The following is a 25,393-nucleotide window of genomic DNA, read 5'->3' on the forward strand; positions in this document are numbered from 1 at the left end:
TACTTGTCTAGAAAAATGACTGCAGAAAATAGGTGTATATCCTGTGGTAAATGCCTAAGTGTTTGCCCTTTATTTTTAAGCACCCTAAGGGAAGACTTGGGACCGCGAGGGAAATGGTTCTTACTCTCCAAGGCCCCTCAAATCAAGCCCAAAATCCTGGAAAAACTAGCCAGCTACTGTCTGGGTTGTGAACGCTGTGCTAAAGTATGCACGCAGGGTTTAAACTTTGCTCAAGAACTGGCTAAACTCAAAGCCAAAAATAAATTTGTTAGTGAGCACTTATATGCCTGGATTTTAGACCAGTTGCCCAGGGAGCCTCTAAAAAGAATCACCCCTTCTCTACTCTCACTTACTTCCAAGAAAAATGTATTTACGCCTTTTCCTGAACAATTATACCTTTCCTGCACCCAAAAGTTAAACTGGTCCACTGAGGTGGTGATATTTTCTGGTTGTTTAGGGCCCTATTTCCCCCATTTAAGGTCAAAACTAGAAAAAATGCTAGGACTACTGGGATTAAGGGTTTTAGAAGACTTAAAGTGGGAGTGTTGTGGACTACCTTACCTCTTAACTGGTTTTCCGCAAAAGGCCAGCAAGGCCAAAGAGCACAACCTATCCCTCTGGGAAGCAAAGGGACAACCTCTAGTAATTACCTTTTGTACTTCTTGTTATCACGGTTTAAGCAATTATCTTATTCCTGAAAAAAACTTGTTCCTGGCAGATAAATTTTTAACCTATTTTAAGGCAGAAAATTCCTTTGATTTTATAGCTCATCACTCCTGTCATACTGCCCATGATTTTTTTGCTAAACATCTTACCAGCAAAGAGACTATAGATTTTTGTTGTGGCCTGGGAGGAAGTCTTAGATTAAAAAAACAAGAGCTTACCACCAAGGTAACTCAACATTTCTGGAGTCAAATCCAGGAAAAACTTCCCATCTTTACTAATTGCCTTGGATGTCTTATCCAGTTAAGACTTTCTAGTCCAAGAAATAAAATAGCTCACTGGCTAGAAGCAATACAATTTATAGAGGAGAACAATGCTTAATTTTTTAGTAAAAAAAATAATTGGTACCAAAAACGACCGTTATCTCAAAAAAATCTCTCCCCTGGTAGACCAAATAAACAATCTGGAAAATTCTGTAAGCAAACTTACAGATGACCAAATGCGAGCCAAAATAGCTGAATATAAAGAACAAGTGGCCAAGGGCAAGCCCTTAGACGAATTACTTCCAGAGGTTTTTGCCCTGGTAAGGGAAGCAGGCAAACGTACCTTAAATATGCGCCACTTTGATGTGCAATTAATCGGTGGTATTGCCCTTCATCAAGGCAAAATCGCAGAAATGAAAACAGGTGAAGGTAAAACCCTGGTCGCCACCCTGCCTGTGGTTTTAAACGCCCTGTCAGGCAAAGGTGTACATGTGGTTACTGTAAACGACTACCTGGCCAAAAGAGACGCGGAATGGATGGGCAACATCTATAAATTCCTGGGGCTTTCCGTGGGGGTGATTGTCCACGGCCTTGATGATGAAGAGCGCAAAGCTGCCTATAAGGCAGATATTACCTATGGCACCAATAACGAATTTGGCTTTGATTATCTTCGAGACAACATGAAATTTTATCCTCACCAGCTGGTACAAAGAGAATTAAACTACGCCATAGTGGACGAAGTGGACTCCATTTTAATAGATGAAGCCAGGACTCCTCTTATTATTTCTGGACCTTCTGATGAGTCCACCTATCTTTATTCCAAAATAGATAAAATTGTACCCTTACTAAAAAAAGACACCCACTTTGAAGTGGATGAAAAGTTAAAAACCGTTACTCTTACAGAAGAAGGAATAAAACGCCTGGAAGAAATTTTAAAAGTGGACAACCTCTTTGACCCCAAGCACATCAACCTACAGCACCATGTCTTACAGGCCCTAAAGGCCCACTACCTCTTTAAACGCGATGTGGATTATATTGTTAAAGATGGGCAGGTTATTATTGTAGATGAATTTACAGGCAGACTTATGCCGGGCAGACGATATAGCGATGGCTTGCACCAGGCCCTGGAAGCCAAAGAAGGAGTAAAAGTAGAAGCAGAAAACCAGACCTTAGCCAGTATTACCTTTCAAAATTATTTCCGCCTTTATAATAAGCTGGCAGGCATGACCGGTACTGCTGACACAGAAGCCGTGGAATTCAAACAGATTTACGACCTGGATGTAGTGGTTATTCCCACGCACAAGCCCATGATTCGTATTGATTATCCAGATGTAATTTATCGTACCCAGGAAGCTAAATATAGGGCCATAGTTAAAGAAATAAAAGAACTGCACAAAATAGGCAGGCCCATTTTAGTGGGTACCACTTCCATTGAAAAGTCCGAACTACTTTCGCGCCTGCTCAAAAAAGAGAAAATCCCCCACGAGGTACTAAATGCCAAATACCACGAAAAAGAAGCAGAAATCATAGCCAAGGCTGGTGAAAAGGGCAGAGTGACCATTGCCACCAATATGGCGGGAAGAGGAACAGACATTGTGCTTGGACCTGGAGTAAAGGAACTGGGCGGCCTGCACATCATTGGCACAGAAAGGCATGAAAGTAGAAGAATCGATAATCAGTTAAGGGGAAGAAGTGGACGCCAGGGCGACCCTGGTTCTTCCAGATTTTTTCTGTCCTTAGAAGATGACTTGATGCGCCTTTTTGGTTCTGACCGCATTTCTGGTCTTATGGACAAACTGGGCATGGAAGACGACCAGCCCATAGAAAACAAGCTGGTAAGCAGAGCCATAGAAAACGCCCAGAAAAGAGTAGAAGCCCACAACTTTGAAATCAGAAAAACCCTGCTGGAATACGACGATGTCATGAACCAGCAGCGCCTGGTTATCTATGCCCAGAGAAAGGAACTCATGCTGGCTGAGGACCTGGAGCCTATTATCCAGGAATTTGTAGATGACCTCCTGGAAGAAGTCTATGCCCCTTGTTCAGAAAACAAAAAAGTGGACCCTGAAACAGAAAAGTTAGTCCTGGCTAAGTTAAAGGAAATCTTTAACCTGAAAAGAGTACTGGAGCTAAAGACCCTGCCTACTTATGAAGAGGCTAAAAAAGGTATATTGCAAATTTTAGAGGAGTTAAAAGGACAGGCAGGAGACTATTACCAGGAAATCTTACGCTTTTTCCTTCTGGAAAGTCTGGACCGCAACTGGAAAGAGCACCTGCTCAACATGGATCACCTAAAAGAAGGAATTGGACTGCGTGGTTATGGCCAAAAGGACCCCAAGCAAGAATACAAACGAGAAGGCTTTGAACTTTTTCAGGATATGCTCTTTAATATCAAGGAAAACACCCTCAAAGCCTTATGCCACCTGCGCATAGAGTCCCAACAGGTAAAAGAAGAGGAATTTAAACACAAAGAAGAGCAGGATTTAAACCTCATTGGAGGAGAAGCAGATACAGCCAAGCCCAGCCCAGTCAAAAGAAAAGCTCCTAAAATTGGTCGCAATGCCCCGTGTCCCTGTGGAAGTGGCAAAAAATACAAAAAATGCTGTGGAGCAAACAAGTAAAAATATTAGTAAATTCTTTTTAAAAGTTAAAAAAAGAAAAGCCAGCAAAAGCTGGCTTTTTCTGGAAGATTAACTAAAATAACTGGACTCTTTAAAAAACCTTACTTTGTTTTTTTCTGCTCTAAAATAGCTTCTTCCACTTCTTTAGCTACCTTGAGAGGGTCCTGGTCCTCTTTGGCTTCAAAAAGGGCTACCACTGAGTTAATGGCCCTTTGCACCAGGGGCTTTTGGATATTAAAATAGGACTTCCAATAACTAACAGCCTGTTCCAAATCTCCCTGTTTGGCCCAGCCAAGCCCTAAATAAAGCAAACAAAAATTTTCCTTGGGCCTTACTTCCATAACTTTATTAAAGTATTTTCTGCTCTGTTCAAACTCTCCAGCCTTAAAATAGGCATAGCCACATTTTTTCAACACTTCCAGACTATCTGGCTCCTCTTCCAAAAACTTCTCATAACATTCTATAGCCAGCTTAAAATCACCCTGTTCCAGAGCCTTATCCCCTCTGACTAACAAAGGGCTAAGTCCACTAAAACCTTCTTCTTCATCCCGCCTAAAAGGGTTTAACATCCCCCTTAAAAAACCTCTTCTGGAAACCTTTTTACTCATTTTCTCACCCTTAAACCAGTTTCTTTAAGGCATTTAAAATAGCAGCAGCTACCGGGCTACCACCCCTTGGTCCCCAATTGGTAATGTACACCAAATCACTTTCACTCAAATGCCTTTTGGCCAAAGCTGCCCCTACAAATCCCACTGGCACTCCCACCACCAATCCAGGCCTTATATGTTTTACCCTGGCTAAAGCAAGTACTTCTTCCAGGGCAGTAGGTGCATTGCCAATAACTACAATAGAACCAGCAATCTCTTCTTGCAACAACCTAAAAGCTGCTGCTGCCCTGGTTATCTTTTCCCTTTTGGACAATTCTAAGGTCTCTTTGTCCTTAATCAAACAAAAGGAGTTAAAGGAAGTAAGCCCAGCCCTAACCATATTGACATCGCAAAAAATTTTCGCCCCTTGTTTGAGCAAAGAAATGCCTGTGCTTATAGCCTGGGGATGAAAGCGCATAGTTTGGGCAAAGGAAAAATCACAAGTAGCGTGAATCACCCTTTTAACCACTTCCCTTTCTTCCCTAGAGAAAAAATTAATCTTTAAGCTCTGCTCAATAAAATCCAGGCTACTAGCTTCTATTTCCTCAGGCAAACCGGGATATTTGCTCTCCAGAAAAGAAGCAATGCTTTCAAAAACCAGTTCTTCCAGTAGAGGTTCAGCATAAAGCCCGGGCAAAATCTCTATTTCCATTGCCAGGTCTTGAGTTAACCTATCCTTTAAAGCAGGCAAGTCCAGACGTACATGATTGCCTGAATTTAAAAAATAGGGATACCAGCCAACTTTAGTTATTCCCTGCTCTTTAAAACCTTGCATTACCTCTTCTACACTGGGTTTGCCCAGAGAAAAAAAGGCTCCAGCCAAAACATAACCTCTGGCCCTTTGTTTTAACTTTTCTACCTTATTTAAAAAATCCTGCCTGGCCTCTTCATTTCTACTGCCATGATTAATAACAATTATACCTTTCATTTAACTTTCCTTTAAAAAAGAATAAAAATTATCTAATACCTCTTCTTGATGAGCAAAATATAAGTGAATATAGCTGGCTAAGATGTTTTTAAAATAAAACCCCTTGCTTTCAAGAGGATTATCCAGACTATCTACCACTTCATATACATTTTCTACGCCTAAAACATTTCTATCTAATAAAGTGGAATAGTGGAATTCATGTCCTTTAAGCAAAGTGTCCCTTCTAAACCAGCCACAATCCCTATTTATCTTTACCTTTACATAACCTAAATAAGCCTTTTTAGGTAAAAGCTTTACCCTTGTATTTAATAATCCTACCAGAGGATAAAATTTATCTTGGTCTTCTATTCCTTGAGTCAAAAAAATCAAACCACCACATTCAGCATAGATTTTTCCACCCTCCAGGCCAAATTTCCGGATATCTTCAAGTAAGCTTTTATTGGCACTTAACAGGGAAGCGTAAAGTTCAGGATAGCCTCCCCCAATATAAAGGCCCTTTAAATTGGAAGGAAGGGTTTTAGTAGTAAGGCTGGAAAAAAAAACCAGTTCCACCCCCCTTTGTTTCAGGGCTTCTAACTGGGCTTGATAGTAAAAATTAAAGGCTTCATCTAAAATTACGCCCAGTTTTACCTTTTTTACCTGCCTTTTCCCTGGCTTAATCCTGGCAGAATCTACTTTCTCCTTTTTAAAAGCACATACCTTAGATATCCTTTCCCAAAAAAAATACTTTTCTCCAGCCTCTTCTAGCCTTTGTCTATCTGCACCACTTAAATCCACCTGATTATAAAGTCCTAAATACCTTGACTTTAGTTCTGGCAAACTGCCCTTGGGAAAAGCGCCTACTAAAGGAGGCAAGTTATATTGCTCTAAGCTGGCTTCTAAAAGCTCTACTTGGCGTAAGGAAGTATATTTATTTAAAATAATTCCTTTTATTAATTTGCCTTCTTGTCTAAGCTGGCAAAAGCCATAAACAACTGCAGCCAGGCTATTAGCTGCTTTTAAAGGCTCTACTATTAAAAAAACAGGTATATCCAGGGAAAAGGCCAGATGAGCAGTGGAATTTTGACCCTGCTTGTCTCCATCATAAAACCCCATTACACTTTCAATCAAATTAAAACCGTCTTTTTTGAGCAAATCCTGCACATGTTCCAGGGGACTAAAAAACAAATCCAGATTATAACAGGAAGTATTAGCTACTTTCCCCAGGTATAAAGGGTCCAAAAAATCCGGGCCAATCTTAAAGGGATAAACTTGAATACCTTTTTTCCTTAAGCTGGCTATAAAGGCCAGGCTCAAAGAGGTCTTACCACAACCACTTGACCAGGCAGCTAAAATAAGAGAGTTTCTTTGCATGCTAAGAACCTGTGTTTTTGCCCTTTTACTTCTCAGTATAAGCCTTATCCTGGCTTACTTATCTCTTTTAGCAGGCCCTGTAAATCTAGATATCTACCACTTAAAAGCAGGAGTAGAGTCAACCATTTTCTGGCAAATAAGAGTACCCAGGACCCTTTTAGCCTATCTGGTTGGCTTTTCCTTAGCTACCAGCGGGGCTACTCTACAAAATATTTTAAACAATCCCCTGGCCGAACCCTTTACTCTGGGCATTTCTTCTGGGGCTGCCTTCTGGGCCAGCCTGGCCCTTTTTTGGGGATTTTTCCCCTTTGGCCTTTATTCCCTTCCTCTTTTCAGCCTTGCAGGGGCTTTTATCACCCTGCTTTTGGTCCTTTATTTAAACTGGCATAAACACTTTTTTCAAAAGGAAACCCTAATCCTGGCAGGCATTATCCTCACCACCTTTTTCTCTGCCCTTATCTCCATTTTAAAATCTTTGGATGAAGAAAAAGTGGGCTCCATTGTGTTTTGGATTTTAGGAAGCTTTGCCAATCGTTCCTGGCTAGAAGTAAAAATTTTTCTGCCTTTTTTCCTTTTAGGACACCTTTTTTTGTTTTTTAATCTAAAACAATTAAGCCTTCTTTCCCTGGGCGACCTGGAAGCCCACACCCTGGGGCTCAACCCTCACTTTTACCGCCTCTTCTTTTTTCTAGCTGCCAGCATTTTAACAGGAGCCAGTGTAAGTGTAGCTGGAGTAATTGGCTTTATCGGCCTAGTTGGCCCCCACCTTCTAAGATTGCAGGGATTTTATACTTCTTCCACTCTGCTACCTCTAAGTGGCCTTTTAGGAGGGAGCTTAAGTTTGGGAGCAGATATCTTAGCCCGTCTTCTTTTAACAGGAGGAGAAGAAATACCTGTAGGGGCCCTGACCGCTCTTTTGGGTGGCCCCTTTTTTTGTTTGCTCTTGTTAAAAAAGAAAAAAACTAGTGCCCAGCCATTTTAAAAAGCTCAAAATAGGAAACAAGCCTAAAAAAGAGTAAAACCATGCTCCCCAAAGGTAAAAGGGAAATCAGCCCCTTATAGCGCAAGGGTTGATTTTGTTTAAGCAACCAGTAGAAAACAAAAAAATGAAAAAGCATGGCTAAAATAATTACTGCTCCAGGCTGGATAAGCGGAGCAAACACAAACCTTTCTTGTAAAAGGTAAAATACTACCAAGCAGGGGATTATACTTAAAACAAGGACCAGAATACCGCTTTTACTTAACACATGTAAGGCATAACGGTAATAATCCCGCCCAAAGTCGTCTATTTTTCTTCTCAGAATCAGAAAAATAAAAGCCATACTAGTGGAAAACAGAAAACTTAAGATGAAAAGCTGTCCTACAACAGGATAAAATATGGAATTTAGAGGAGGATAATTGGTATTACTTACCAAGAGCAAATTATAGCTAACTCTAAAGAAGTTAAATAAAAAGAGCTTGTAGAAAACTATAGCGCCTATCCCCAGCAATAAATGTAATACTTTAATGTTTTTTAAGGACTTCCAGAGAGCAAAGTAAGAAATAGTTAAAAGTAAGCTAGCGCCTAAAAAAATAAGTCCCTGTGTCCACAGAGGAGAACTTAGAAAATCCATATTTACTTTTACGCCAAATCCAGGCCAAAAAGAAAGGATGGCCAAACTTATCCCTACACCCAACCCAAAGATTAAACCCTGCCTGGCAATTTGTTGGGCCAGTTTATCCAAAAGCACCTTTTTTTTGAGTTTAGAACCCAATTCATAAAAAAAACTTAAACCCAAACTACCAAGAGGGAGTAAAAGAAAACAAACTACCAGAGTAAGAGCAGTTAAAAATTTTATTTTTTCTATGTCCATCTCACACTCCTCTTTTTGAACTTATTCATCCGCCTTAAGCACGGACAAAAAGGCTTCCTGTGGCACTTCCACATTACCCATTTTTTTCATTCTCTTTTTGCCTTCTTTTTGTTTTTCCAGAAGTTTACGCTTTCTGGTAATATCGCCGCCATAACACTTGGCTGTAACGTTTTTACGCAAAGGAGCAATCCTTTCCCGGGCAATAATTTTATTGCCAATAGCTGCCTGAATAACCACTTCAAAAAGCTGCCTGGGAATAACCTTTTTTAATTTCAGAGCCAGGGCCCTACCTTTGTAATAGGCTTTATCCCTGTGCACGATAGTAGCCATGGCATCCACTGGCGAGCCATTAATCAAAATATCCAGTTTCACCAGATCAGACTCCCTAAAATCTATTACCTCATAATCCAAAGAAGCAAAACCACGGGTAACAGACTTTAAGCGGTCAAAAAAGTCATACACTATCTCTGCAAAAGGAAGTTCATAGGTAACAATCACCCGCGAGGGCGTTAAGTAGCGCAAATCCTTTTGAATACCCCTTTTTTCTTCGCAGAGCTTAAAAACATTGCCCACAAACTCATTGGGCACATATATTTCCATTCGCACATAAGGTTCTTTAATGGCCGCAATCTCTACTGGAGGAGGCAATTTGGCTGGATTATCTACATTAACTATTTCTCCACTCACCTTCACCACCTTATAAACCACTGAAGGAGCAGTAGCTATCAAGTTAACCTTAAATTCTCTTTCCAGTCTTTCCTGCACTATCTCCATGTGTAAAAGGCCTAGAAAACCACAACGAAAACCAAAGCCTAAGGCCTGGGAAGTTTCTGCTTCAAAAAACAGAGAAGAATCATTAAGCTGCAACTTTTCCAGAGCAAACTTCAAATCTTCGTAATCTCCAGGGTCTACAGGATAAAGACCACAAAATACCATGGGTTTTATTTTTTTAAACCCAGGAAAAGGTGACTGAGTAGGCCTTTTGGGATGGGTAATGGTATCACCAACCCTTGCATCCTTTAACTCTTTAATATTGGCACAGAGAAAACCCACTTCACCTGGGCCTAGTTGGTCTATAGATACAGCTTCGGGGGAAAATACACCCAGGCGAATCACCTCGTAAGTTTTCCCTGTAGAGTACATTAAAATCTCTTCTCCCAGGGAAATGGTTCCATCTATTACGCGAAATAAAACCACCACACCCACATAAGGGTCATACCAGGAGTCAAAGATTAAAGCCTTAAGAGGAGCATCTCTGTCTCCTTTGGGTGGGGGAATAAACTGCACAATTTTTTCCAAAAGTTCAGGGACTCCCTCTCCTGTCTTGGCACTGACCATAGAAATGTTTTCCACATCCAGGCCAATACCTTCTTCTATCTCAGCAATAACCCGTTCTGGCTCTGCACTGGGCAGATCGATTTTGTTCAGTACAGGTAAGACTTCCAGGTCATGGTCTAAGGCCAGATAGACATTGGCTAAAGTCTGGGCCTCTACTCCCTGAGTGGCATCCACCACTAAAAGCGCGCCATCACAAGCAGCAAGACTTCTGGAAACTTCATAGGAAAAGTCCACATGTCCAGGGGTGTCAATGAGGTTTAAAATATACTCCTGCCCATCCTTGGCCCTATAAGGAATGCGCACGGTTTGGGCCTTAATGGTAATCCCGCGCTCCCTTTCCAGGTCCATTTTATCCAGATACTGGTCTTTTTTCTCTCTATCTCCAATAAGCCCTGTAATCTCCAGAATCCTATCGGCTAAAGTGGACTTGCCATGGTCTATATGGGCTATAATACTAAAGTTTCTTATTTTTTTTATATCCATAAAAAATATTTCTCCCTTACGCGAAGTGAAGGCCTTTTAAACAAAAAAAACTCTAAAGTCTAATTCTAGACTACCTCCCAAAAGGGGCTAACTAAAATGATCAAAGCCTTTAAGCTCCAGTTTTTTACCCTGATAATAAATACCAGCACCTTTGCTTACCTCTCCTAAAATTTGCACGTAAGGCAAATCTGCAAGCAACTCTTCTACCTGGCTAGCTTCCACCACGCCTAAAAGGGCATAATCCTCCCCTCCCTCCAGGGCTAAGTGTAGGGGAGATAAATTCCTGGCTGTAGCAAAGGAAACAACTTCCGCAGGTAAACGAAGGTCTGAAAAGAGATTAAGGCCCAGACCTTCTGGCAACAATCTAAAAATATCCCTGGCCACACCATCAGATACATCTAAGAGAGACTTAACATTTTTTTGGGCTAAAATCAGACCTTCTTTAACCAGGGGCCTGGGGCGTAAATGGGCCTGTTTACTGCGGGGATAACCGGAAATTCCTGCTTGCAAAGCTAAAAAACCAACCCTGGAAAGGCCAATTTCTCCCACCAAAAAAACCAGATCTCCTTCTTTAGCCTGTTTACGGGGCAAAAATCTATAGGGCACACTACCTAAGATGGTAATGGCCAGCCCCAGAGTATCTCCCTGGCTCAAGTCTCCCCCAATCAAAGTCAGTTTAAATTGACTTGCCAATTGGGACATGCCCTTAAATAATTCTTCACTTTGCTCTAAACTAAACTTCCTGGGCCAGATTAGTTGCAGGCAAAAATATTCTGGCCAGCTCCCAGCAGCAGCTAAATCACTCAGATTTACGGCCAAAGCCTTATAGCCTACGTCTTCCAGGGAAAAATACCTTAAATCAAAATGTACCTTTTCTAAAAAGAGGTCGCTACTTAAGGCAAAGGACTTACCTTCAATTAGGGCGCAATCATCTCCTCTGGCCACCAAAAGCCCTTTTTTTTCCTGGACAAAATAATTATCCAGCAAAGTTAGAAAAAAATCTTCTCCAAACATCACTTAAAGGTAAGATAATCTTCCAGTACCAGTTTTAAACCAAATTGGGGGAAATTAACCTTGTACTTATTGGGAGGAATGTGCGCAATAACCTTGCCTGTGCCAAAGATTTTATGCTCACAATAATTACCTGTAGCAGTAAAATTGTTTTTTTCTGGCCTGGGCTTTGGCTCTTCTTTTTTTTCTTCTTCTAAAGGCACAATCTCTCCAAAATAGGTTTCTTTATAACTTTTTACCAGAGAAGGTATTATCTCCCGAATAAAAGGACTGGGGCTGGCTGGGTCAAAACTGTTTTGATAACGATTGTAAACCGTAGCTGGCACAAACAACCCCAAATATTCCCTGGCCCTGGTACACCCCACATACAAAAGACGCCTTTCTTCCTCGATTTCTTTGGGGTCTTGCATGGCCAGTTTCGAAGGAAAGCGCTCTTCCACCAGGTCCAGGATAAGTACGGCTGACCACTCCAGGCCCTTGGCCGAGTGAATGGTGGATAGGACCAATCTATCCTTACTTTTTTCTTCCCTTAAGGAAGGCTCCAGGCTCAAATCTGCCAAAAAGACATCCAAGTTGTCATAGGTAGAAGCAATTTGCATTAACTGCTCCACGCCGGCCATTCTCTTGGGTAAATCATCCACAAATTTCTCTTCCATAATGGGACCATAAATGGTCATTATCTCCTCTAACACACTTAACGGGCTAAGAGACTTAAAACGCAAGTTTTCTAGCTTTTCCAGGACTTCCTTTAATTCTGGCTTCTGGGCGCACAGGGATTTACTTATTTCCTGATTACCTTCCATAAAAGCCTGATATAGACGCTGACAGGTTTTAGGGCCAACACCTTTTAAGTTTCCCAGGGCCCTGGTCCAGGCCAAAATATCACAAGGATTGGCTACCAAACGCAAAAAAGCAACTAAATCCTTTATATGGGCAGCTTCAGAAAACTTCTGACCCCCATATTTGTAAAAACTTATCCCCAACTTCACCAATTCCATCTCCAGGGCAAAGGATTGATAACCTGCCCTGAATAACACCGCTATTTCTGAATAAGGATAGGTCCTGGCCAGTTCTTCTATTTTGCGCACCACCACCTGGGCCTGGCTCAAGTCACTGGTGGTATAGATAATTTCTGGTTTTACACTGCTCTTTTTATGAGAAAATAACTTCTTGGGATATTTTTCTCTGGCCTGCTTTAAAATATGATTGGTCAATTCCAAAATGGGTTGCGTAGAGCGATAGTTTTGTTCCAGCTTGATGATTTTGGTCCCTGGAAAAAGCTTGGGGAAATTTAAAATGTTTTCCACTGTAGCCCCTCGAAAACCATAAATGGACTGGGCATCATCTCCTACAGCCATCACATTGCCCTGTTCTCCCACTAAAAGCTTAATAATCCTTCCCTGGACCAAATTGGTATCCTGGTATTCATCTACCATGACATATTTAAACATCTGTTGCATAAACTCTCTAATCTCTGCTTTTTCCTGCAACAAACTTTCAAAGGTAAATAAGAGGTCATCATAGTCCAGTAAAAAATGCTCTTTTTTAAAATTTTGATAATAGTTAAAAATGCGCTCCAGTTCTGGTAAAAACTTTAATAAATGATAACTGTTGGCAGATAAAAAATCCTCTAAGGCCAATTCCTTGTTTCTAGACCTGGAAATAAGGTCATAAATGGTATTTTTATTGGGAAACCCCTTGTCTTTATCCAGATGCAAGCTGGCTCTAGCCTGGCCAATAATATCCTTGGCATCACTGGTATCAATAACCGTAAAACCCTGATTTAAACCCACAGCAGAAGCAAATTTGCGCAACATTGCATAGGCAAAACTATGAAAAGTACCGCCCCCCACTCCAGCCACATCTCTGCCTAAAAGCTCTTCCACTCTTCTAAGCATTTCAGCCGCGGCTTTGCGGGTAAAGGTAAGCAGTAAAATATTTTCTGGCCAGATACCCTGCTCCACCAGGTAAGCCAGCCTGTATACAATGGTTCTGGTTTTACCACTCCCGGCTCCAGCAATGACCAACAAAGGCCCTTCTAGATTATAAACAGCCTCTAGCTGGGCTTCATTTAACTCTTTCGCATAATCTATTTTCATACTAAAATACTTCCCTCAAAATAATGTAAAATTTCTTGTCCCACATCTCTGGTTCTACGGGGTTTAAATCCCCAGGAGTCCCAAAAAAATACATCCTCTTCCCTGTGCGCTCCTCTGCGGCCAAAATGACCGAAAATTTCTCTACGGTCAAATTTTCCTTTTAGCTCAAACCCAGAAGCAGGAATACAAACCAAATCCGGCGTATGCTCAAAATTAGCCCGGGGATAAAGCTCTTCTTTTAAAAAAATGGTTGGCAAAACCTTCTCGCCTTTATACTCCAGTTGCAGCAAAACTTCCTTTAACTTTAACCCCAAAGAAAAATCCTTAACCTTAGAAAAAGGGTACAGATAAATCCGTCCACTATCCAGGGCCAGGGCCTTAGAGTCCTTGGCTATGCTTTGCACATCCCATTCATTTCTGGCTTGCCTGGCCCAGGTCAAAAATCCCTGCTGGGCCAAAAAGGCATTTAAATCCACCTCCACTTTTAACTCTGTAAAACCATGGTCAGCTACCAGCATAAGCCTTTTGTCCTTACCAGCAAGGGCAAAATAGCGTTCCAGAATTAACCCCAGGAAAGCATCCACTTTTTTTAAAAAAAGCAACATCCTTTCCTGCAAGGGATGGGAGGAGAACAAATAAGGATAACAAAAATGAAACAAGCGGTCCAATTCTGTGATTACCACAATAAACAAATCCCAGCTTAAATCAGCCCAGAGTAGTTCAAAGGCCCTTTGCCTGGCCAGTAAACTCTTTTCTATCTCTGGGAAAATTAGGGCTGGGTCCTGAAGGGCCTTAATGGTCTCACCCTCTAAAACATAGCCCCTTTGCTTCAGCAAAGGATAGAGCATGGGTGGAAATACAGCCTTTTGTAAGTCTAAAGCCAAAAAACCAGCTACCAGTTGTCCTCGTAAGGGGCGGGCAGGATAGGTATGCGGCAGGTTTAATACCTTAAGAAAATATCCCTTTTGCCCCAGTACCTCAAAGATAGTTGGCGATTGAACATGCGTAAAATCAGAAAAAAAGAGCTCTCCTTTCTCCTTATTAAATTCTGTAAAACCAAAGACACCGTGTTCTTCTGGCCCCTTACCAGTAAAAAAAGAAGTCCAGTTGACAGGTGAAAGATAGGGTATTTCTGAAGAAAAGGAAGTTCCCTGCTCTAAGTCCAAATATTTGCCCACATTACTCCAGATACCTTCTGCTACCAGATACCTGGCCAAAGAAAAAGAAAGTCCATCCAGGCCAATTACTACCAGTTTTTTCCCCATTCTATCCCCTTTAAAAAAGAAAAGGCAGGTTTTAGCCTGCCTTTTCTTAACTCCTATTAAAATTAATTTTTATTGCCCCTTAGGCAAGGGAGTAGAGCCCAGGATATATTTAATATCCTCATCTGTAAAGAAAAGCCCACCACCTACAAAAAAGGACCTGTCCTCACTATCGGCAAAGTCATCCATACCTGCAGTAAGATAAACATTGCGAAGCAAGTAAATATTGCCCCCAGCCTTTAGATGAGCAGGGTCTTCGTCATCAAAGTCAAAGGCCTCAAAAAACAATTTTACCCTATCGTCCCACAAATAATAATCCAGGCCGACCCCACCAGAAGACTCAATAATACCGCCTCTAACCACAAAGTCATGAAAACGCTTGCCTATTTGTAAGGAAAACTTAAGGCCATCTTCTTTGGTCTCTTTTTCCTCTTCTTCATAAGTATGCCAGGCTCCCTTATCCGTACGATAGCGACGGTAGGTGCTAGTTTCTTTGGTCTCACCTTTGGGGTCGTCTATAATGGATAGAGAATAAAATTTATCCACACTGGGCTTAATCTGCAAAGTAACATAAGATTTGGTATCTCCAGTGTCTGTAAGATATTCTGAATGTACGTCTATACTGGTTTTAAATTTGTCTTGCTTGCTCAGGTATTTATTCAAGCCCTCTAAAGTCTTATCCAGATTTTTGGCTGTAGTATCCTCATTTATCAACTTCCCCAGGGTACCCTTACCCTCTTCTATATTTTTAGCCACTGTTTTTAAGGAACTAATTGTTTGCTTTAAACCTTCTCCCATTTCTTTGTCTGAAACCAGCTTGGCCAGAGGGCCCTGGCCATTATTGGCTTTTTCCAGCAGTTCATTCATTTTCAGCATGGATTCCTTTAGTTCTAAAATAGCCACATCAAAGTTACGCACTATGCGGTTAATTTCTTTTTTATTGCCGCCGCTAATATCCTTTATATCCTCAGAAAATTCCCTTAAATTGGCCACAATTTTATTTACACTTTGCAAATTACTTTGAACCATTTTATTCAGCTCAATGGACATTTCCTTTAAATTGGTAATCCATAGCCTTAAATCTTGCTCACCTTCTGGTCCACCCAGGACATTGGAAACACTTCTGGTGATTCTACCAATGTCATCTGCAATACTGCCCACTTTTTGCATGAGCTCACCCAAATCTGCGCCAGAGTCAGAACGGGCAATAACCTCCTTTTCCTTTAACAGAGGATAAGAAGCACTACCACTGGTGATTTCTACAAATTTATCCCCCAGAACCCCTCGGGTGCGAATCTTGGCCACAGCATCAGCATGCACCTTAACATCCGGGCGTAAAGCCAATACCACCCTGGCCCGACCATTTTCCAGGCCAATATCTTTTACCAATCCCACTTCAATTCCTGCAATTTCCACTGGAGCATTTTTTTTCAATCCAGTTACATTATCAAAATAAACCACTAGAGGATACATATCTCCAGAAACAAACTTTCCTCTGGTTACCTGCGTGGTCATGTAAGCCAAGACCAATAAAGAGATAAAAACAAAAATCCCCACTTTTACCTCTAGAGAATACCTTCCCATTGCTAATCCCCTCTAAATTACCTTAATAGGGCCATCAGCCCGTCCTAAAATAAACTGTCTAACTACCGGGTCCTCACAAGCTTGTATTTCCTCTGGAGTGCCTGAAGCAATAATTTTTCCTTCATAAAGCATAAAAATATGGTCTGCAGTCTCCATGGTTGCCTTGATATCATGACTAATAACAATACAGGTAGCTCCAAATTCCTCTTTAGTCCTGACAATAAGGTGATTAATAGCAGCAGACATCACAGGATCCAGGCCAGAAGTGGGCTCATCAAAAAGCACTATCTCTGGATCTAAGGCCAGAGCCCTGGCCAATCCCACCCTTTTGCGCATACCTCCGGAAAGTTCTGCAGGCATTTTATAGCCCATTCCCTTTAACCCCACCTGGGCCAGTTTTTGTTCTACAATCTCTTTAATTTCTGCCCAGGACTTTTTAGTGTGCTCTCTTAAAGGAAAGGCTACATTTTCTTCTACGGTAAGGGAGTCAAAAAGTGCTCCTTCCTGAAAAAGCATGCCAAATTTTCTTCTTATGTTAGCCAGTTCCCTTTCTGAAAGCGGGACAATATCTTCTCCAGCAACCAATACCTGGCCTTTATCTGGCTTTAAAAGTCCAATGATGTGCTTTAATAAAACACTTTTACCACCGCCACTTTTACCTATGATTACATTTACCTTATCTTTAGGTAAATCTAAATTAAGGCCCTTTAAAACCTGCTGGCTGCCAAAGCTCTTATAAACATCTCTTAAGGAAATAATATGTTCCATGGCTAAAACATCAACGCAGTTAAAACATAATCAAACATTAAAATTAAAACCGAAGCCAGAACCACTGATTGAGTGGTGGACTTGCCCACTCCTTCAGCTCCACCTCGGGTGTAAAATCCCTTATAACAACCCACTAAGGTCAAAATTAAACCAAAAAAAGCCGCTTTAATTAAACCATTATAGAGGTCATCTACATCCACATACTCATAAATTTTATTGATAAACAAACCACTATTAATGCCCAAAATCTTCACACCTACCAGATACCCACCCACAATGCCCACAAAATCACTAAGTATTGTAAGCAAAGGCAACATAATAACTCCAGCCAGAATCCTGGGCACTACCAGATATTGAACCGGGCTTATGGCCATAACTGTAAGAGCATCTATCTGCTCGGTTACTCTCATGGTACCAATCTCAGCAGCAATAGCTGAGCCAGCCCTACCTGTAACCATAAGGGCTGTAATAACTGGTCCTAGCTCTCTGGTCATGGAAAGGGCAACTGTAGCTCCCACCAAGCTTTCCGCAGAAAACAAGCGAAAGGCATAGTAGGTTTGTAAAGCCAGAACCATTCCTGTAAAAAGACCAGTCAAAAGCACCACAAATAAGGAATTGACTCCCACAAACTCCAATTGTTTTACAAAAAGCCGAAAACGAAAAGGAGGGCGGAAAAGCCAGATTATTGCTTCCAAAAATAAAAGCAAGAGCTTACCCATTTCCTGGAGTAAGCTTAAACATATGTTTCCCAACCAGGCAAAAAGCTTAAACATCTCTATCCAACCACAAGTGTTTTTCCTTGATTAAAAAAAAAACCTTACTTTGACAATTATTTTACAGCAAAGGTATATACGCCATCCCAGTTTTCTGGCCGACTCTGTCTAAGAACCTTTAACCTTTCTTTATACAATTCCCAGAGTTTATCCCTGGTTTTACCTTCCAAAAGCAGTAATTTTTCAGAAGCAGCTTCAAACTCTCCAGCAAAATAATAACTCAAAAACTCTTCATATTCCTCTTTATAACTTTGGAAAATAGTGGCCTTTTTCTCTGGCAAAAGTTCATATAACTTTACCGGTTTTTCCTTACCCTTTACCCTTACCTTGTCTATAAGTCTAAAAGAAAAATGTTCTTTTACCTGCTCATAGGTAAATTCTGAAACCAAAATATTGGTCCCATAATATTTATTTAAGCCCTCTAAACGAGAAGCCAAATTTACATTATCTCCCATTACAGTATAATCAAACCTTTCTATCGACCCCATATTACCTGCTACCATTTCTCCAGTATTTATACCAATGCCAATGTTTAGTTCCAGGCCTTTAGTTTTCTTCCAGTTAGTATTCAACTCTTCTAATTTTAAGAGCATGGACAAAGCACTTTTACAGGCACATAGAGCATGTTCTGGATAATAGATAGGAGTGCCAAAAATAGCCATAATTGCATCCCCAATATATTTATCCAGAAGCCCTTTTTCCTGTAAAATAATTTGAGTCATCTCAGTTAAATACTTATTAAGTAAAGAAACCAGTTCTTCTGGAGCGAGTTTTTCCGAAAGGGTGGTAAAGCCTCTTATATCAGAAAAAAGCACAGTTAATTCCCTTTTTTCTCCTCCCAGCTTTAATTTGTCCGGTTCTTTAACTATTTCTTCTACTAATTTGGCATCAAGATATTTGGAAAAGGCCTTGCGTAAATTCTTTTTCTGTTTGTCTGCAAATAAAATTCTATAGGAGAGAAGGACAACATAACTTATCACTAAAGTCAAAAGAGGCGAACCAAGATTAAGCAAGTATAACTTATGAGTAAAAAAATAAAAATTTAAGCCAATAAAACTTAGGCCTAAAATCAAAGAAACCATTAAACTAAAAAAAGGTGTTAAATAGAATAAAGCCAGGGAAACACCCAACCACAGCAAAATAATAGCAACCAGGTCAAAAAGAGGAGCAAAACCTGGACGCAGAAGATAGTCTTTTTGTAACAAGTTATCTAAAGCAGTGGCTTGAATCTCTAAGCCAGGATAGGCCACTCCAAAGGGAGTCACCCGCAAATCATAAACCCCAGGAGCAGTAACCCCCACCAAAACATACTTACCCTGAAGTAAAGAAGGGTCTATTTCTCCTGCCAGTATTTTCCAGGCAGGCAAGTGTAAGATGGTTTGAGCCTTTCCTCTATAATTTAAAAATAAAAAACCTCTCTCATCTGTGGGCACAAACACCTTACCCACTTCTACCCCTAATATACCAGCTTTGCCCACAACTACAAAACTACTTTTATTAGCATGGTTAAACAAACTTAAAGCCAGAGGTTGCAGGTAGTTTTCCCTAAACTCCAGAACCAAAGGATATCTTCGATAAGAGCCATCCTCATCTGGAACTACATTAAAATACCCTTGCTTACCTGCAGCTTTGAGCAACAATTCCAGATTGGAGCGCACCTTACTTGCCTGTAAAGGTTGAAAAACACTTTCAGGTTGTAGAAGTTTGACCCCTGTGTATTTGGCTGTATTTAAAGGTAATTTTTGTTTTTGCTTACTGGGTTCAAAATTAAGGTAATAACCAAGCACCTGGGTGGAATTGGTTTCTAACAAGGCCCTGGCTAACCAATAATCAGGATAGTTGGCCAAAAGCCGTTGCTCTAAAAATTGCTGACTTTCTTTATCCAGCTTATGCTTTTGCTTTAAAAATTCAAAGAGAGTAAGCACTTCCTTTTGGGCTACATTAACTTCTGGCTCAAAAAAGCCAATGTCATAGCCTACAGCCAAAGGAGAAGCAGCATCTATTTTCTTTACCAGCTGGGCCATTTTAGTGCGAGACCAGGGCCAGCGTCCCACCTTTTCCAAACTTTCTTCATCAATGGCTACAATTACTACTTTTTGAGAGGGAAGGGTGTTTCCTCGCCAGTGAAAGCGCCAATCCACACTTTTTAGTTCTAAAATCTGGAGAAAAGAGGGAAGATAAAAATAAAGAAACAAGGAAAATAAAAGCGTGCTTAAGCTTAAAAGGAAAAAATATCTATTTTGATAGCGCATAAACTAACCTGCTGGCTCCACACTAAACTCACACTCAAACCAGAGAGGCTTTTCTCCAGTGTAAGCGATTTGCAAAGAATGTAGCTTTTTTAAAAAAAATAAAAGTTTCTCCAGAAACAAATCTGTTCCTTCCCATTCTTGAATAAAAAAATCCTGAATTCTTCCCTTGCTTACCTCAAACACCACCACACTTCGACCCAGTTCACCAATTTCTTCCCTTTGCCAAAAACTTAAAAAAATATCTTTTATAGCTCTCAAAACTTTTCTTTGTTCTGGATTATCCAGAGACAATCTGAGTTTATCCTCCACCCCTTCTTCAGGCTTACCAACTACTGCTAAGTCTTCTAAATAAGATATTTTTTTTAATATTTCTCCATGCACGCGATAGTTATATAACTCTACTTCCAGAGTTTTTTTAGAAGAAGAAAAAAAATCTGGTAAGGACAATACCGGACGCCAAAACAACAAAAAAGTACTGTAAATAAGAAACAAATGTACCCCCAGAGAAAAGACAATGGCCCCACTGTACAAAAAAATTTTAGAAGATAATAAAGAAAGTGTTAAACTAGTCCTGCCCATTTTTCTTTGTCCACCAGCTAGGATCAGGAGTTTTAAACCACCAGTCCGTATGATCTGTTTGAAGAATTTTTTGCGCTAATTTTTTCCCTTCTTCAGTCCTAAGCCTTTTTAAGGCACAATCTAGCCATTTAGCAGCGTATTTATTTCCCAGATCCAGTTGCTCCTTTAAATTCAAAATCAAATCCAGTTGATCTGCATCTTGCACTAAAGCTGCTTCTACGCTTTTTACTTCTTCCAGTTCCTGATAAAAATCTAACACCTCTTCTTCAATGCCTGTATCTTGCAAGCTGTCTTTTAAAGCCTGTCGTTCATCGCTCTTGTTATAAATCCTATATACATAGTTAAAATCTCCACATCTGGCTTCGTGTAAATCATGAAAAAGAGCCATTAAAGCTGCCTTATAGGCATCTTTACCACTATTTTTGGCTAAAACAAAGGCAATAATAGCTGTACGAAAGGAATGCTCTGCTACATTTTCTTTACCAGTACCTAAAAATTGATACCCTGTACGGGGAGTTTTTTTTAACATCCCCACCTCGAACAAAAAATCCACCATTGCTTTATATTTATCTTTCATCCTTAACACCTTTATAACTAACTTCGATAATTACTATTTAAACGAACATAATCTATACTGAGGTCAGAAAATAACAGCCAATACTCCCTTGTACCCAGCCCTAAATCTACACTCACTTCTATTTCCTGCTTTTGCAAATATGGTCCAAGTAAAGCATCCACATCTTTTAATTGAGTCTCATTTTGGGCAAACACCTCTATATCGGCAAAACTTACCTTTACCTTTTGCGGCTCTATTTCCTCTCCACTTCGACCAATAGCTGCTACAATGCGCCCCCAGTTGGGGTCCTGGCCAAAAAAGGCAGTTTTTACCAGAGGAGAAGTAGCTATGGTCCTTGCTACCCTTTCTGCCTGTTTTAAACTTTTGGCCCCTTTTACCTTTAAATGCACCACCTTGGTAGCACCTTCTCCATCTTGGACAATAAGATAAGCCAAACGATAACAAATCTCTTCCACAGCTTGCTTAATTTTTCTTAAATCTGCCTCTTGCAAAGCCCACTTCTTCTGCCTGGAACAAATTCCCAAGACAGTATCATTGGTAGAGGTATCACCATCCACGCAAATACGGTTAAAACTTTTATCTACAGCCTTTTTTATCACTTCCTGCCACCATAGGGGGTCCACATCCAGATCACAGAGTACAAATCCCAGCATAGTAGCCATATTGGGAGCAATCATGCCTGCTCCTTTGGCAATACCCCAGAGATAGGTAGTACCTGCAGACAAATCCAACCTGGTCTGCACAATTTTGGGATATTTATCGGTGGTCATAATGGCCTTTGCCACATCCAATAAATCACTTTTCCCTAAATGTTCAGTAAGTATTTTCACACCGGCTTCCCACTTGCTAAGGTCAAAGAGCTCGCCAATTACTCCTGTGGAAACTGGTAAAATTTCCCGGGGAGAGAGTTTTAACTCTTGAGCCAGAAACTTTAAAGTCTGCCAGCACTGGTTAAGGCCTTTTTCTCCTGTACAGGCATTGGCCTGCCCGGCATTAATCATGATGGCTTTAATATATTTTTGTTTAGCCAGATTTTCTTTGCACACCAAAACCGGGGCAGCCTGAAATTTGTTGGTAGTAAAGACACCCCTGACTATTGCCCCCTTAGGGATATAAAGCAAAGCCAAATCTCTTCTATTTTTATAGCGAAGATTAGCTTCAACTGCTGAAAATAAAAAACCTTCTGGATAATTCATACCTTACCCCTTGTATTAATTACAAACTTTACCTAAAAGTAAACCAAGCGCAACTTAATTGCAAATGACTTTTTATAGCCTGGAAAAGAAACCTAGGAGGAAACTTATGTTTGTATTGTTTTGTGGAGTGGGAGAGGCCTTTGATGAAAACTTAACCAACACCTCTATCCTGGTTTTTAATAAGCAACAAGAATCCTTACTCTTAGATTGCGGTTTTACTGCTGCTACTAACTACTGGAAATATGCCCCCCATCCTCTGGACTTAGATGGCCTTTATATTTCTCATTTGCATGGAGACCATTTTTTGGGGACCAGCCTGCTTTTACTTCGCTTTTACGAAGAACAACGCACCAAAGAATTGCACATCTTTGGTCCAGCAGGAATAAAGGAAAAAACCCTGCAGGCATTAGAACTTGCTTACCCTAAAATTAAGGACAAACTTCCCTTTTCTATAGTTTTTACAGAAACTTGTTCAGAGCAAGAAATAAACTTTAAAAACTTTACTCTTCTTCCCTTAACTTCCATCCATGCCATACCTTCTCTGGGCGTAAAAATTTCTTCTCAAGGTAAAACCCTTTATTATTCTGGCGATGGCCAACCTGATTCAAATCTTTTAAACCATTTAAAAGAAGTAGATTTGCTTATTCTGGAAACTTATAAGGCAACCCAGGAAGTACCTGGCCATAGTTCCATTACAAGCGCTCTTCATTTAGCTAAAACATGCCAGGCTAAAGAATTGGCTCTGGTGCACTTAAATAGAGACACCAGAAAAGATTCTCAGACTTTGTTTCAAATCCTCCAAAATAACCAGGGAATAAAAGTACTTTTACCTGCACCAGGAACTATTTGCTGTTTATAAAAAAAGGAGTTCCAGCTAAGGAACTCCTTTTTACGGGGAGGGGTTTATTTAGAGGTCTTATATAGAGGGGTGGCTTTATTAGTAACCAATGGCTGGACAGCCATTGTAAAAACCATTGGGAAAGGTATCACCAAAGCTTTCCCTTAGCTTTTTTCTAAAATCCAGACTCTCCTTTAAAATTTCATTTTGCACCCTGGCTAGCTGGTTATTTAAATCTTCTACTCTTTTGCTATCAGGATTGCTTCTATTTAGCTCAGCATTTAATTCTGCCCTGAGACTCCAGGCTTTTTGCTTTAACGGATAAATCTTGGCCCAGTGAGCATCTCTTAATTCCCAAAACTCCTTTTGTTGCTCTGGAGTCAAGTTTCCAAAAGCTCCAAACCAAAATTTCCCCTGTCCAAATTTTTGCTTAAAACCATAGCCCATACCTGGCCCCATGCCATAGCCGTAACCCATGCCCGGGCCCATGTTATAGTCATAGCCATATCCCATATTAGGCCCCATTCCATAACCATAACCCATGCCAGGACCTCCCATACCTGGCCCCATGCCATAGCCATAACCCATGCCCGGTCCCATACCATATCCCATGCCATAACCTCTACCGTGTCCACCAAAGGCAAAGGCTGCACCCACTAAGGCTAAAACCAACAAACTGGCAAATACTAACTTTTTCATTTTGACTCCTCCTGTTTTGACTTTGTTCAGGTCTTTTCAAAGCCTATGCCAAAATAAAAAATCTTTAATTTCAAGCCTTTAGTAAAAAGAAAAAATACTTTTTTCTTTTTTTGTGCAAGGACTTGCACTTAATAAACAATATAGGTGCAAAAAGGAAAAAAGCAAGTGCAGGGTTTATAAATAGGCCTGGGCAATCAAGGAAAGTCCTGGTAGCTAAGACCAGTTTTAAGTCCTGCAACCAGGCGACCAGATACTTCCATTTTAGCTCTAGTGTGATAGATAATTTCGCGTTTTTGTAAGTTTAAACGATGTTTTACAAAGTCATAGTCAAAACCATCTACAATGAGAGAAACTCCTTCAGCAAAATAAAAAGAGCGAACATATTGTAGATAATCCATTAACTTAGTATGCTCTACTCTTCTTTCTAAAAAATTATAGACCATAAGGTTTAACATAAGCTTTTCTGGTAAAAATCTATGGTCTATGTTTAAAAATTTTTCTTTAGGAAAATCTGGTTTTTCTAGGTTATCTACCACTTCTCTTGCACTACTTAAAATCTTTTGTTCATAAATAGAGGAAATGGGAAATTTAGAAATGAAGCGAATCATTACTTTTTGAGGATTTTCTTTGATACTCATTCCTAAAACAGAAATGGACATTAAGACCAATTTTTTTTGCAAATCTTCTAAAATGGTTTCGCCTTTGATTTTAGCCAGCTCAATACAGGTATTGGGAGATAAATTGGAACTTAAAAGTCTAAGTAAATAATTTATGTAGGGTTCAGTGGTTGATTTTATCTCCTGTTCTAAAAAACCTCTTTTTTTAAAAAGCTTGCTTAAAGAAAGCCAATAAACCACAACACCTTCCAGAGGCATTTCCACCAAATCAAAATCTTTGCTTGGTTTTTTGCCAGAAAGGTTTTCCTTCTTTACTAAAAACAGATTTTTAACCTTATCTTTAATTTCAGCCATAATTAATTAAACCAAAATACTGGGAGAATAATTGGACATAACTTCTTCTGGCAGCTTTTCTAAAGCCATATTTAAAGGGTCACAGGGTATTAAATGTATCTCAAAAGTTCTTACAAATAAATCCACAAATAGTTCTTTTACCTTTTCTCTGGTAGAAGAAAAATAAACCAGATTTTTCAACATATCCCAAGAAACATCAAACACAGCAGGAACAGGTAAGGTTTTGGAAAGCAGTTTTAGTTTGATATTTTCCTTTAATTCTTTTTTTTCTTCTTTGCTAATAAAATTTTTTCCTTCTTTTTTCTTCTGACTCAATAACTCCTGCAGAGCCAGGGTATAATGTTTTTTCAACACTGCAGGAGAAACTCTACGTGTGTCCAAACGCAAACTAAAAACCAGGTAATTGCCCTTAAAAGGAGAAGAGGCAAAATGGCTATCTAACCAATCCTCACTGGAAACCCAGCCAAACCCTCTTTCTACAGATAAATTTTCAATCTCTTGAAAGGAAAACTGACGAAGACGGTCCAGGACATTTTTAAAAAGACTATCCTCCACTTTTTCTTTAACCTTATAAATACTTAAACTCACGCTGGCGCTCAAAATCCCCATTGAAAACTCCTTCTATCTTTAGAGCT

Annotated in this window: 22 protein-coding genes; 4 read left to right on the top strand and 18 right to left on the bottom strand. The window is 40.1% G+C overall.

Translation table 11 applies throughout. The features are described from left to right. Nucleotides 1-15: 15 nt before the first annotated feature. Both ACTCIM_RS02465 and secA read left to right on the top strand, forming a co-directional pair. Nucleotides 16-1,044: a (Fe-S)-binding protein gene (locus ACTCIM_RS02465; protein ID WP_472313673.1), complete on the top strand. Its 1,029-nt coding sequence runs from the start codon at nt 16-18 to the stop codon at nt 1,042-1,044. Beyond that, on the top strand, nt 1,037-3,547 hold the full coding sequence (gene secA / locus ACTCIM_RS02470; RefSeq protein ID WP_472313675.1) for a preprotein translocase subunit SecA: 2,511 nt from the start codon (nt 1,037-1,039) through the stop codon (nt 3,545-3,547). Before ACTCIM_RS02465 ends, secA begins: the two co-directional genes overlap by 8 nt. A gap of 101 nt (nt 3,548-3,648) precedes the next feature. Here the strand turns inward: secA and ACTCIM_RS02475 are convergent, their stop codons facing one another. Genes ACTCIM_RS02475 through ACTCIM_RS02485 form a run of 3 tightly spaced genes read right to left on the bottom strand, consistent with a single transcriptional unit; the run spans nt 3,649 to nt 6,475 of the window. Next, nucleotides 3,649-4,155 carry a tetratricopeptide repeat protein gene (locus ACTCIM_RS02475; protein WP_472313677.1) on the bottom strand — a complete coding sequence of 169 codons (507 nt, stop codon included), beginning with the start codon at nt 4,153-4,155 and terminating at the stop codon, nt 3,649-3,651. Nucleotides 4,156-4,165: 10 nt separating this feature from the next. Continuing rightward, nucleotides 4,166-5,122, bottom strand: coding sequence for a precorrin-8X methylmutase (locus ACTCIM_RS02480; protein ID WP_472313679.1), 957 nt, complete (start codon nt 5,120-5,122; stop codon nt 4,166-4,168). Then, the gene (locus ACTCIM_RS02485; protein WP_472313681.1) at nt 5,123-6,475 is read right to left on the bottom strand and encodes a cobyrinate a,c-diamide synthase; all 1,353 of its coding nucleotides are present in this window, start codon (nt 6,473-6,475) and stop codon (nt 5,123-5,125) included. Here ACTCIM_RS02485 and ACTCIM_RS02490 point away from each other — a divergent pair. Further along, nucleotides 6,474-7,457, top strand: coding sequence for a FecCD family ABC transporter permease (locus ACTCIM_RS02490; RefSeq protein ID WP_472313683.1), 984 nt, complete (start codon nt 6,474-6,476; stop codon nt 7,455-7,457). The two genes, ACTCIM_RS02485 and ACTCIM_RS02490, sit on opposite strands and share 2 nt — an antisense overlap. On the opposite strand, the gene ACTCIM_RS02495 is transcribed toward ACTCIM_RS02490, so the two are convergent. The 12 genes from ACTCIM_RS02495 to argJ all read right to left on the bottom strand — a co-directional run bounded on the left by ACTCIM_RS02495 (nt 7,438) and on the right by argJ (nt 22,250). After that, nucleotides 7,438-8,328, bottom strand: coding sequence for a hypothetical protein (locus ACTCIM_RS02495; RefSeq protein ID WP_029969670.1), 891 nt, complete (start codon nt 8,326-8,328; stop codon nt 7,438-7,440). The genes ACTCIM_RS02490 and ACTCIM_RS02495 overlap by 20 nt on opposite strands. 21 nt (nt 8,329-8,349) lie before the next feature. Next, nucleotides 8,350-10,149, bottom strand: a complete 1,800-nt coding sequence (gene lepA, locus ACTCIM_RS02500) for a translation elongation factor 4 (protein ID WP_464278774.1) — start codon at nt 10,147-10,149, stop codon at nt 8,350-8,352. An 87-nt stretch (nt 10,150-10,236) separates the two neighbouring features. After that, nucleotides 10,237-11,136, bottom strand: coding sequence for a thiamine-phosphate kinase (gene thiL / locus ACTCIM_RS02505; protein ID WP_472313685.1), 900 nt, complete (start codon nt 11,134-11,136; stop codon nt 10,237-10,239). 26 nt (nt 11,137-11,162) lie between these two features. Continuing rightward, nucleotides 11,163-13,259, bottom strand: a complete 2,097-nt coding sequence (locus tag ACTCIM_RS02510; RefSeq protein ID WP_472313687.1) for an ATP-dependent helicase — start codon at nt 13,257-13,259, stop codon at nt 11,163-11,165. Beyond that, nucleotides 13,256-14,524, bottom strand: a complete 1,269-nt coding sequence (locus ACTCIM_RS02515; protein WP_472313689.1) for an alkaline phosphatase family protein — start codon at nt 14,522-14,524, stop codon at nt 13,256-13,258. The genes ACTCIM_RS02510 and ACTCIM_RS02515 overlap by 4 nt, the downstream gene beginning before the upstream one ends. A gap of 69 nt (nt 14,525-14,593) precedes the next feature. Beyond that, entirely contained in the window at nt 14,594-16,105 is a 1,512-nt protein-coding gene (locus ACTCIM_RS02520) for an MlaD family protein (protein WP_464278777.1), read from the bottom strand. Between the two features lie 12 nt (nt 16,106-16,117). Next, nucleotides 16,118-16,873, bottom strand: coding sequence for an ABC transporter ATP-binding protein (locus tag ACTCIM_RS02525; RefSeq protein WP_464278778.1), 756 nt, complete (start codon nt 16,871-16,873; stop codon nt 16,118-16,120). 2 nt (nt 16,874-16,875) lie between these two features. Next, nucleotides 16,876-17,646, bottom strand: a complete 771-nt coding sequence (locus ACTCIM_RS02530) for an MlaE family ABC transporter permease (protein ID WP_464278779.1) — start codon at nt 17,644-17,646, stop codon at nt 16,876-16,878. A 56-nt stretch (nt 17,647-17,702) separates the two neighbouring features. Next, a complete protein-coding gene (locus tag ACTCIM_RS02535) occupies nt 17,703-19,898 on the bottom strand; it encodes a CHASE2 domain-containing protein (protein ID WP_472313692.1) in 2,196 nt (731 codons plus the stop codon). Between the two features lie 3 nt (nt 19,899-19,901). Beyond that, nucleotides 19,902-20,477, bottom strand: coding sequence for a hypothetical protein (locus ACTCIM_RS02540; protein WP_472313695.1), 576 nt, complete (start codon nt 20,475-20,477; stop codon nt 19,902-19,904). After that, on the bottom strand, nt 20,464-21,054 hold the full coding sequence (locus ACTCIM_RS02545) for an HD domain-containing protein (protein WP_464278782.1): 591 nt from the start codon (nt 21,052-21,054) through the stop codon (nt 20,464-20,466). The genes ACTCIM_RS02540 and ACTCIM_RS02545 overlap by 14 nt, the downstream gene beginning before the upstream one ends. 17 nt (nt 21,055-21,071) lie before the next feature. Beyond that, on the bottom strand, nt 21,072-22,250 hold the full coding sequence (argJ, locus tag ACTCIM_RS02550; RefSeq protein WP_464278783.1) for a bifunctional glutamate N-acetyltransferase/amino-acid acetyltransferase ArgJ: 1,179 nt from the start codon (nt 22,248-22,250) through the stop codon (nt 21,072-21,074). A gap of 106 nt (nt 22,251-22,356) precedes the next feature. Between argJ and ACTCIM_RS02555 the strand changes: the two genes are divergently transcribed. Further along, a complete protein-coding gene (locus ACTCIM_RS02555) occupies nt 22,357-23,109 on the top strand; it encodes an MBL fold metallo-hydrolase (RefSeq protein WP_472313698.1) in 753 nt (250 codons plus the stop codon). 78 nt (nt 23,110-23,187) lie between these two features. Here the strand turns inward: ACTCIM_RS02555 and ACTCIM_RS02560 are convergent, their stop codons facing one another. From ACTCIM_RS02560 to rdgC, 3 genes are all read right to left on the bottom strand, one after another. Next, complete coding sequence (locus ACTCIM_RS02560; protein ID WP_472313699.1) at nt 23,188-23,787, bottom strand: Spy/CpxP family protein refolding chaperone; 600 nt, start codon at nt 23,785-23,787, stop codon at nt 23,188-23,190. 194 nt (nt 23,788-23,981) lie between these two features. Further along, nucleotides 23,982-24,758, bottom strand: a complete 777-nt coding sequence (locus tag ACTCIM_RS02565) for a hypothetical protein (protein WP_472313700.1) — start codon at nt 24,756-24,758, stop codon at nt 23,982-23,984. A 6-nt stretch (nt 24,759-24,764) separates the two neighbouring features. After that, a complete protein-coding gene (gene rdgC, locus ACTCIM_RS02570; RefSeq protein WP_472313703.1) occupies nt 24,765-25,367 on the bottom strand; it encodes a recombination-associated protein RdgC in 603 nt (200 codons plus the stop codon). Between the last annotated feature and the right edge of the window lie 26 nt (nt 25,368-25,393).

The organism is Desulfonauticus sp. (assembly GCF_055126295.1).

What these genes read in the sequence shown, in the direction of transcription:
- ACTCIM_RS02465 (WP_472313673.1), top strand. Translation starts at nt 16, where the DNA reads ATGACTGCAGAAAATAGGTGTATATCCTGTGGTAAATGCCTAAGTGTT.
- secA (WP_472313675.1), top strand. Translation starts at nt 1,037, where the DNA reads ATGCTTAATTTTTTAGTAAAAAAAATAATTGGTACCAAAAACGACCGT.
- ACTCIM_RS02475 (WP_472313677.1), bottom strand. Translation starts at nt 4,155, where the DNA reads ATGAGTAAAAAGGTTTCCAGAAGAGGTTTTTTAAGGGGGATGTTAAAC.
- ACTCIM_RS02480 (WP_472313679.1), bottom strand. Translation starts at nt 5,122, where the DNA reads ATGAAAGGTATAATTGTTATTAATCATGGCAGTAGAAATGAAGAGGCC.
- ACTCIM_RS02490 (WP_472313683.1), top strand. Translation starts at nt 6,474, where the DNA reads ATGCTAAGAACCTGTGTTTTTGCCCTTTTACTTCTCAGTATAAGCCTT.
- ACTCIM_RS02485 (WP_472313681.1), bottom strand. Translation starts at nt 6,475, where the DNA reads ATGCAAAGAAACTCTCTTATTTTAGCTGCCTGGTCAAGTGGTTGTGGT.
- ACTCIM_RS02495 (WP_029969670.1), bottom strand. Translation starts at nt 8,328, where the DNA reads ATGGACATAGAAAAAATAAAATTTTTAACTGCTCTTACTCTGGTAGTT.
- lepA (WP_464278774.1), bottom strand. Translation starts at nt 10,149, where the DNA reads ATGGATATAAAAAAAATAAGAAACTTTAGTATTATAGCCCATATAGAC.
- ACTCIM_RS02510 (WP_472313687.1), bottom strand. Translation starts at nt 13,259, where the DNA reads ATGAAAATAGATTATGCGAAAGAGTTAAATGAAGCCCAGCTAGAGGCT.
- ACTCIM_RS02515 (WP_472313689.1), bottom strand. Translation starts at nt 14,524, where the DNA reads ATGGGGAAAAAACTGGTAGTAATTGGCCTGGATGGACTTTCTTTTTCT.
- ACTCIM_RS02520 (WP_464278777.1), bottom strand. Translation starts at nt 16,105, where the DNA reads ATGGGAAGGTATTCTCTAGAGGTAAAAGTGGGGATTTTTGTTTTTATC.
- ACTCIM_RS02525 (WP_464278778.1), bottom strand. Translation starts at nt 16,873, where the DNA reads ATGGAACATATTATTTCCTTAAGAGATGTTTATAAGAGCTTTGGCAGC.
- ACTCIM_RS02530 (WP_464278779.1), bottom strand. Translation starts at nt 17,646, where the DNA reads ATGTTTAAGCTTTTTGCCTGGTTGGGAAACATATGTTTAAGCTTACTC.
- ACTCIM_RS02535 (WP_472313692.1), bottom strand. Translation starts at nt 19,898, where the DNA reads ATGCGCTATCAAAATAGATATTTTTTCCTTTTAAGCTTAAGCACGCTT.
- ACTCIM_RS02540 (WP_472313695.1), bottom strand. Translation starts at nt 20,477, where the DNA reads ATGGGCAGGACTAGTTTAACACTTTCTTTATTATCTTCTAAAATTTTT.
- ACTCIM_RS02545 (WP_464278782.1), bottom strand. Translation starts at nt 21,054, where the DNA reads ATGAAAGATAAATATAAAGCAATGGTGGATTTTTTGTTCGAGGTGGGG.
- argJ (WP_464278783.1), bottom strand. Translation starts at nt 22,250, where the DNA reads ATGAATTATCCAGAAGGTTTTTTATTTTCAGCAGTTGAAGCTAATCTT.
- ACTCIM_RS02555 (WP_472313698.1), top strand. Translation starts at nt 22,357, where the DNA reads ATGTTTGTATTGTTTTGTGGAGTGGGAGAGGCCTTTGATGAAAACTTA.
- ACTCIM_RS02560 (WP_472313699.1), bottom strand. Translation starts at nt 23,787, where the DNA reads ATGAAAAAGTTAGTATTTGCCAGTTTGTTGGTTTTAGCCTTAGTGGGT.
- ACTCIM_RS02565 (WP_472313700.1), bottom strand. Translation starts at nt 24,758, where the DNA reads ATGGCTGAAATTAAAGATAAGGTTAAAAATCTGTTTTTAGTAAAGAAG.
- rdgC (WP_472313703.1), bottom strand. Translation starts at nt 25,367, where the DNA reads ATGGGGATTTTGAGCGCCAGCGTGAGTTTAAGTATTTATAAGGTTAAA.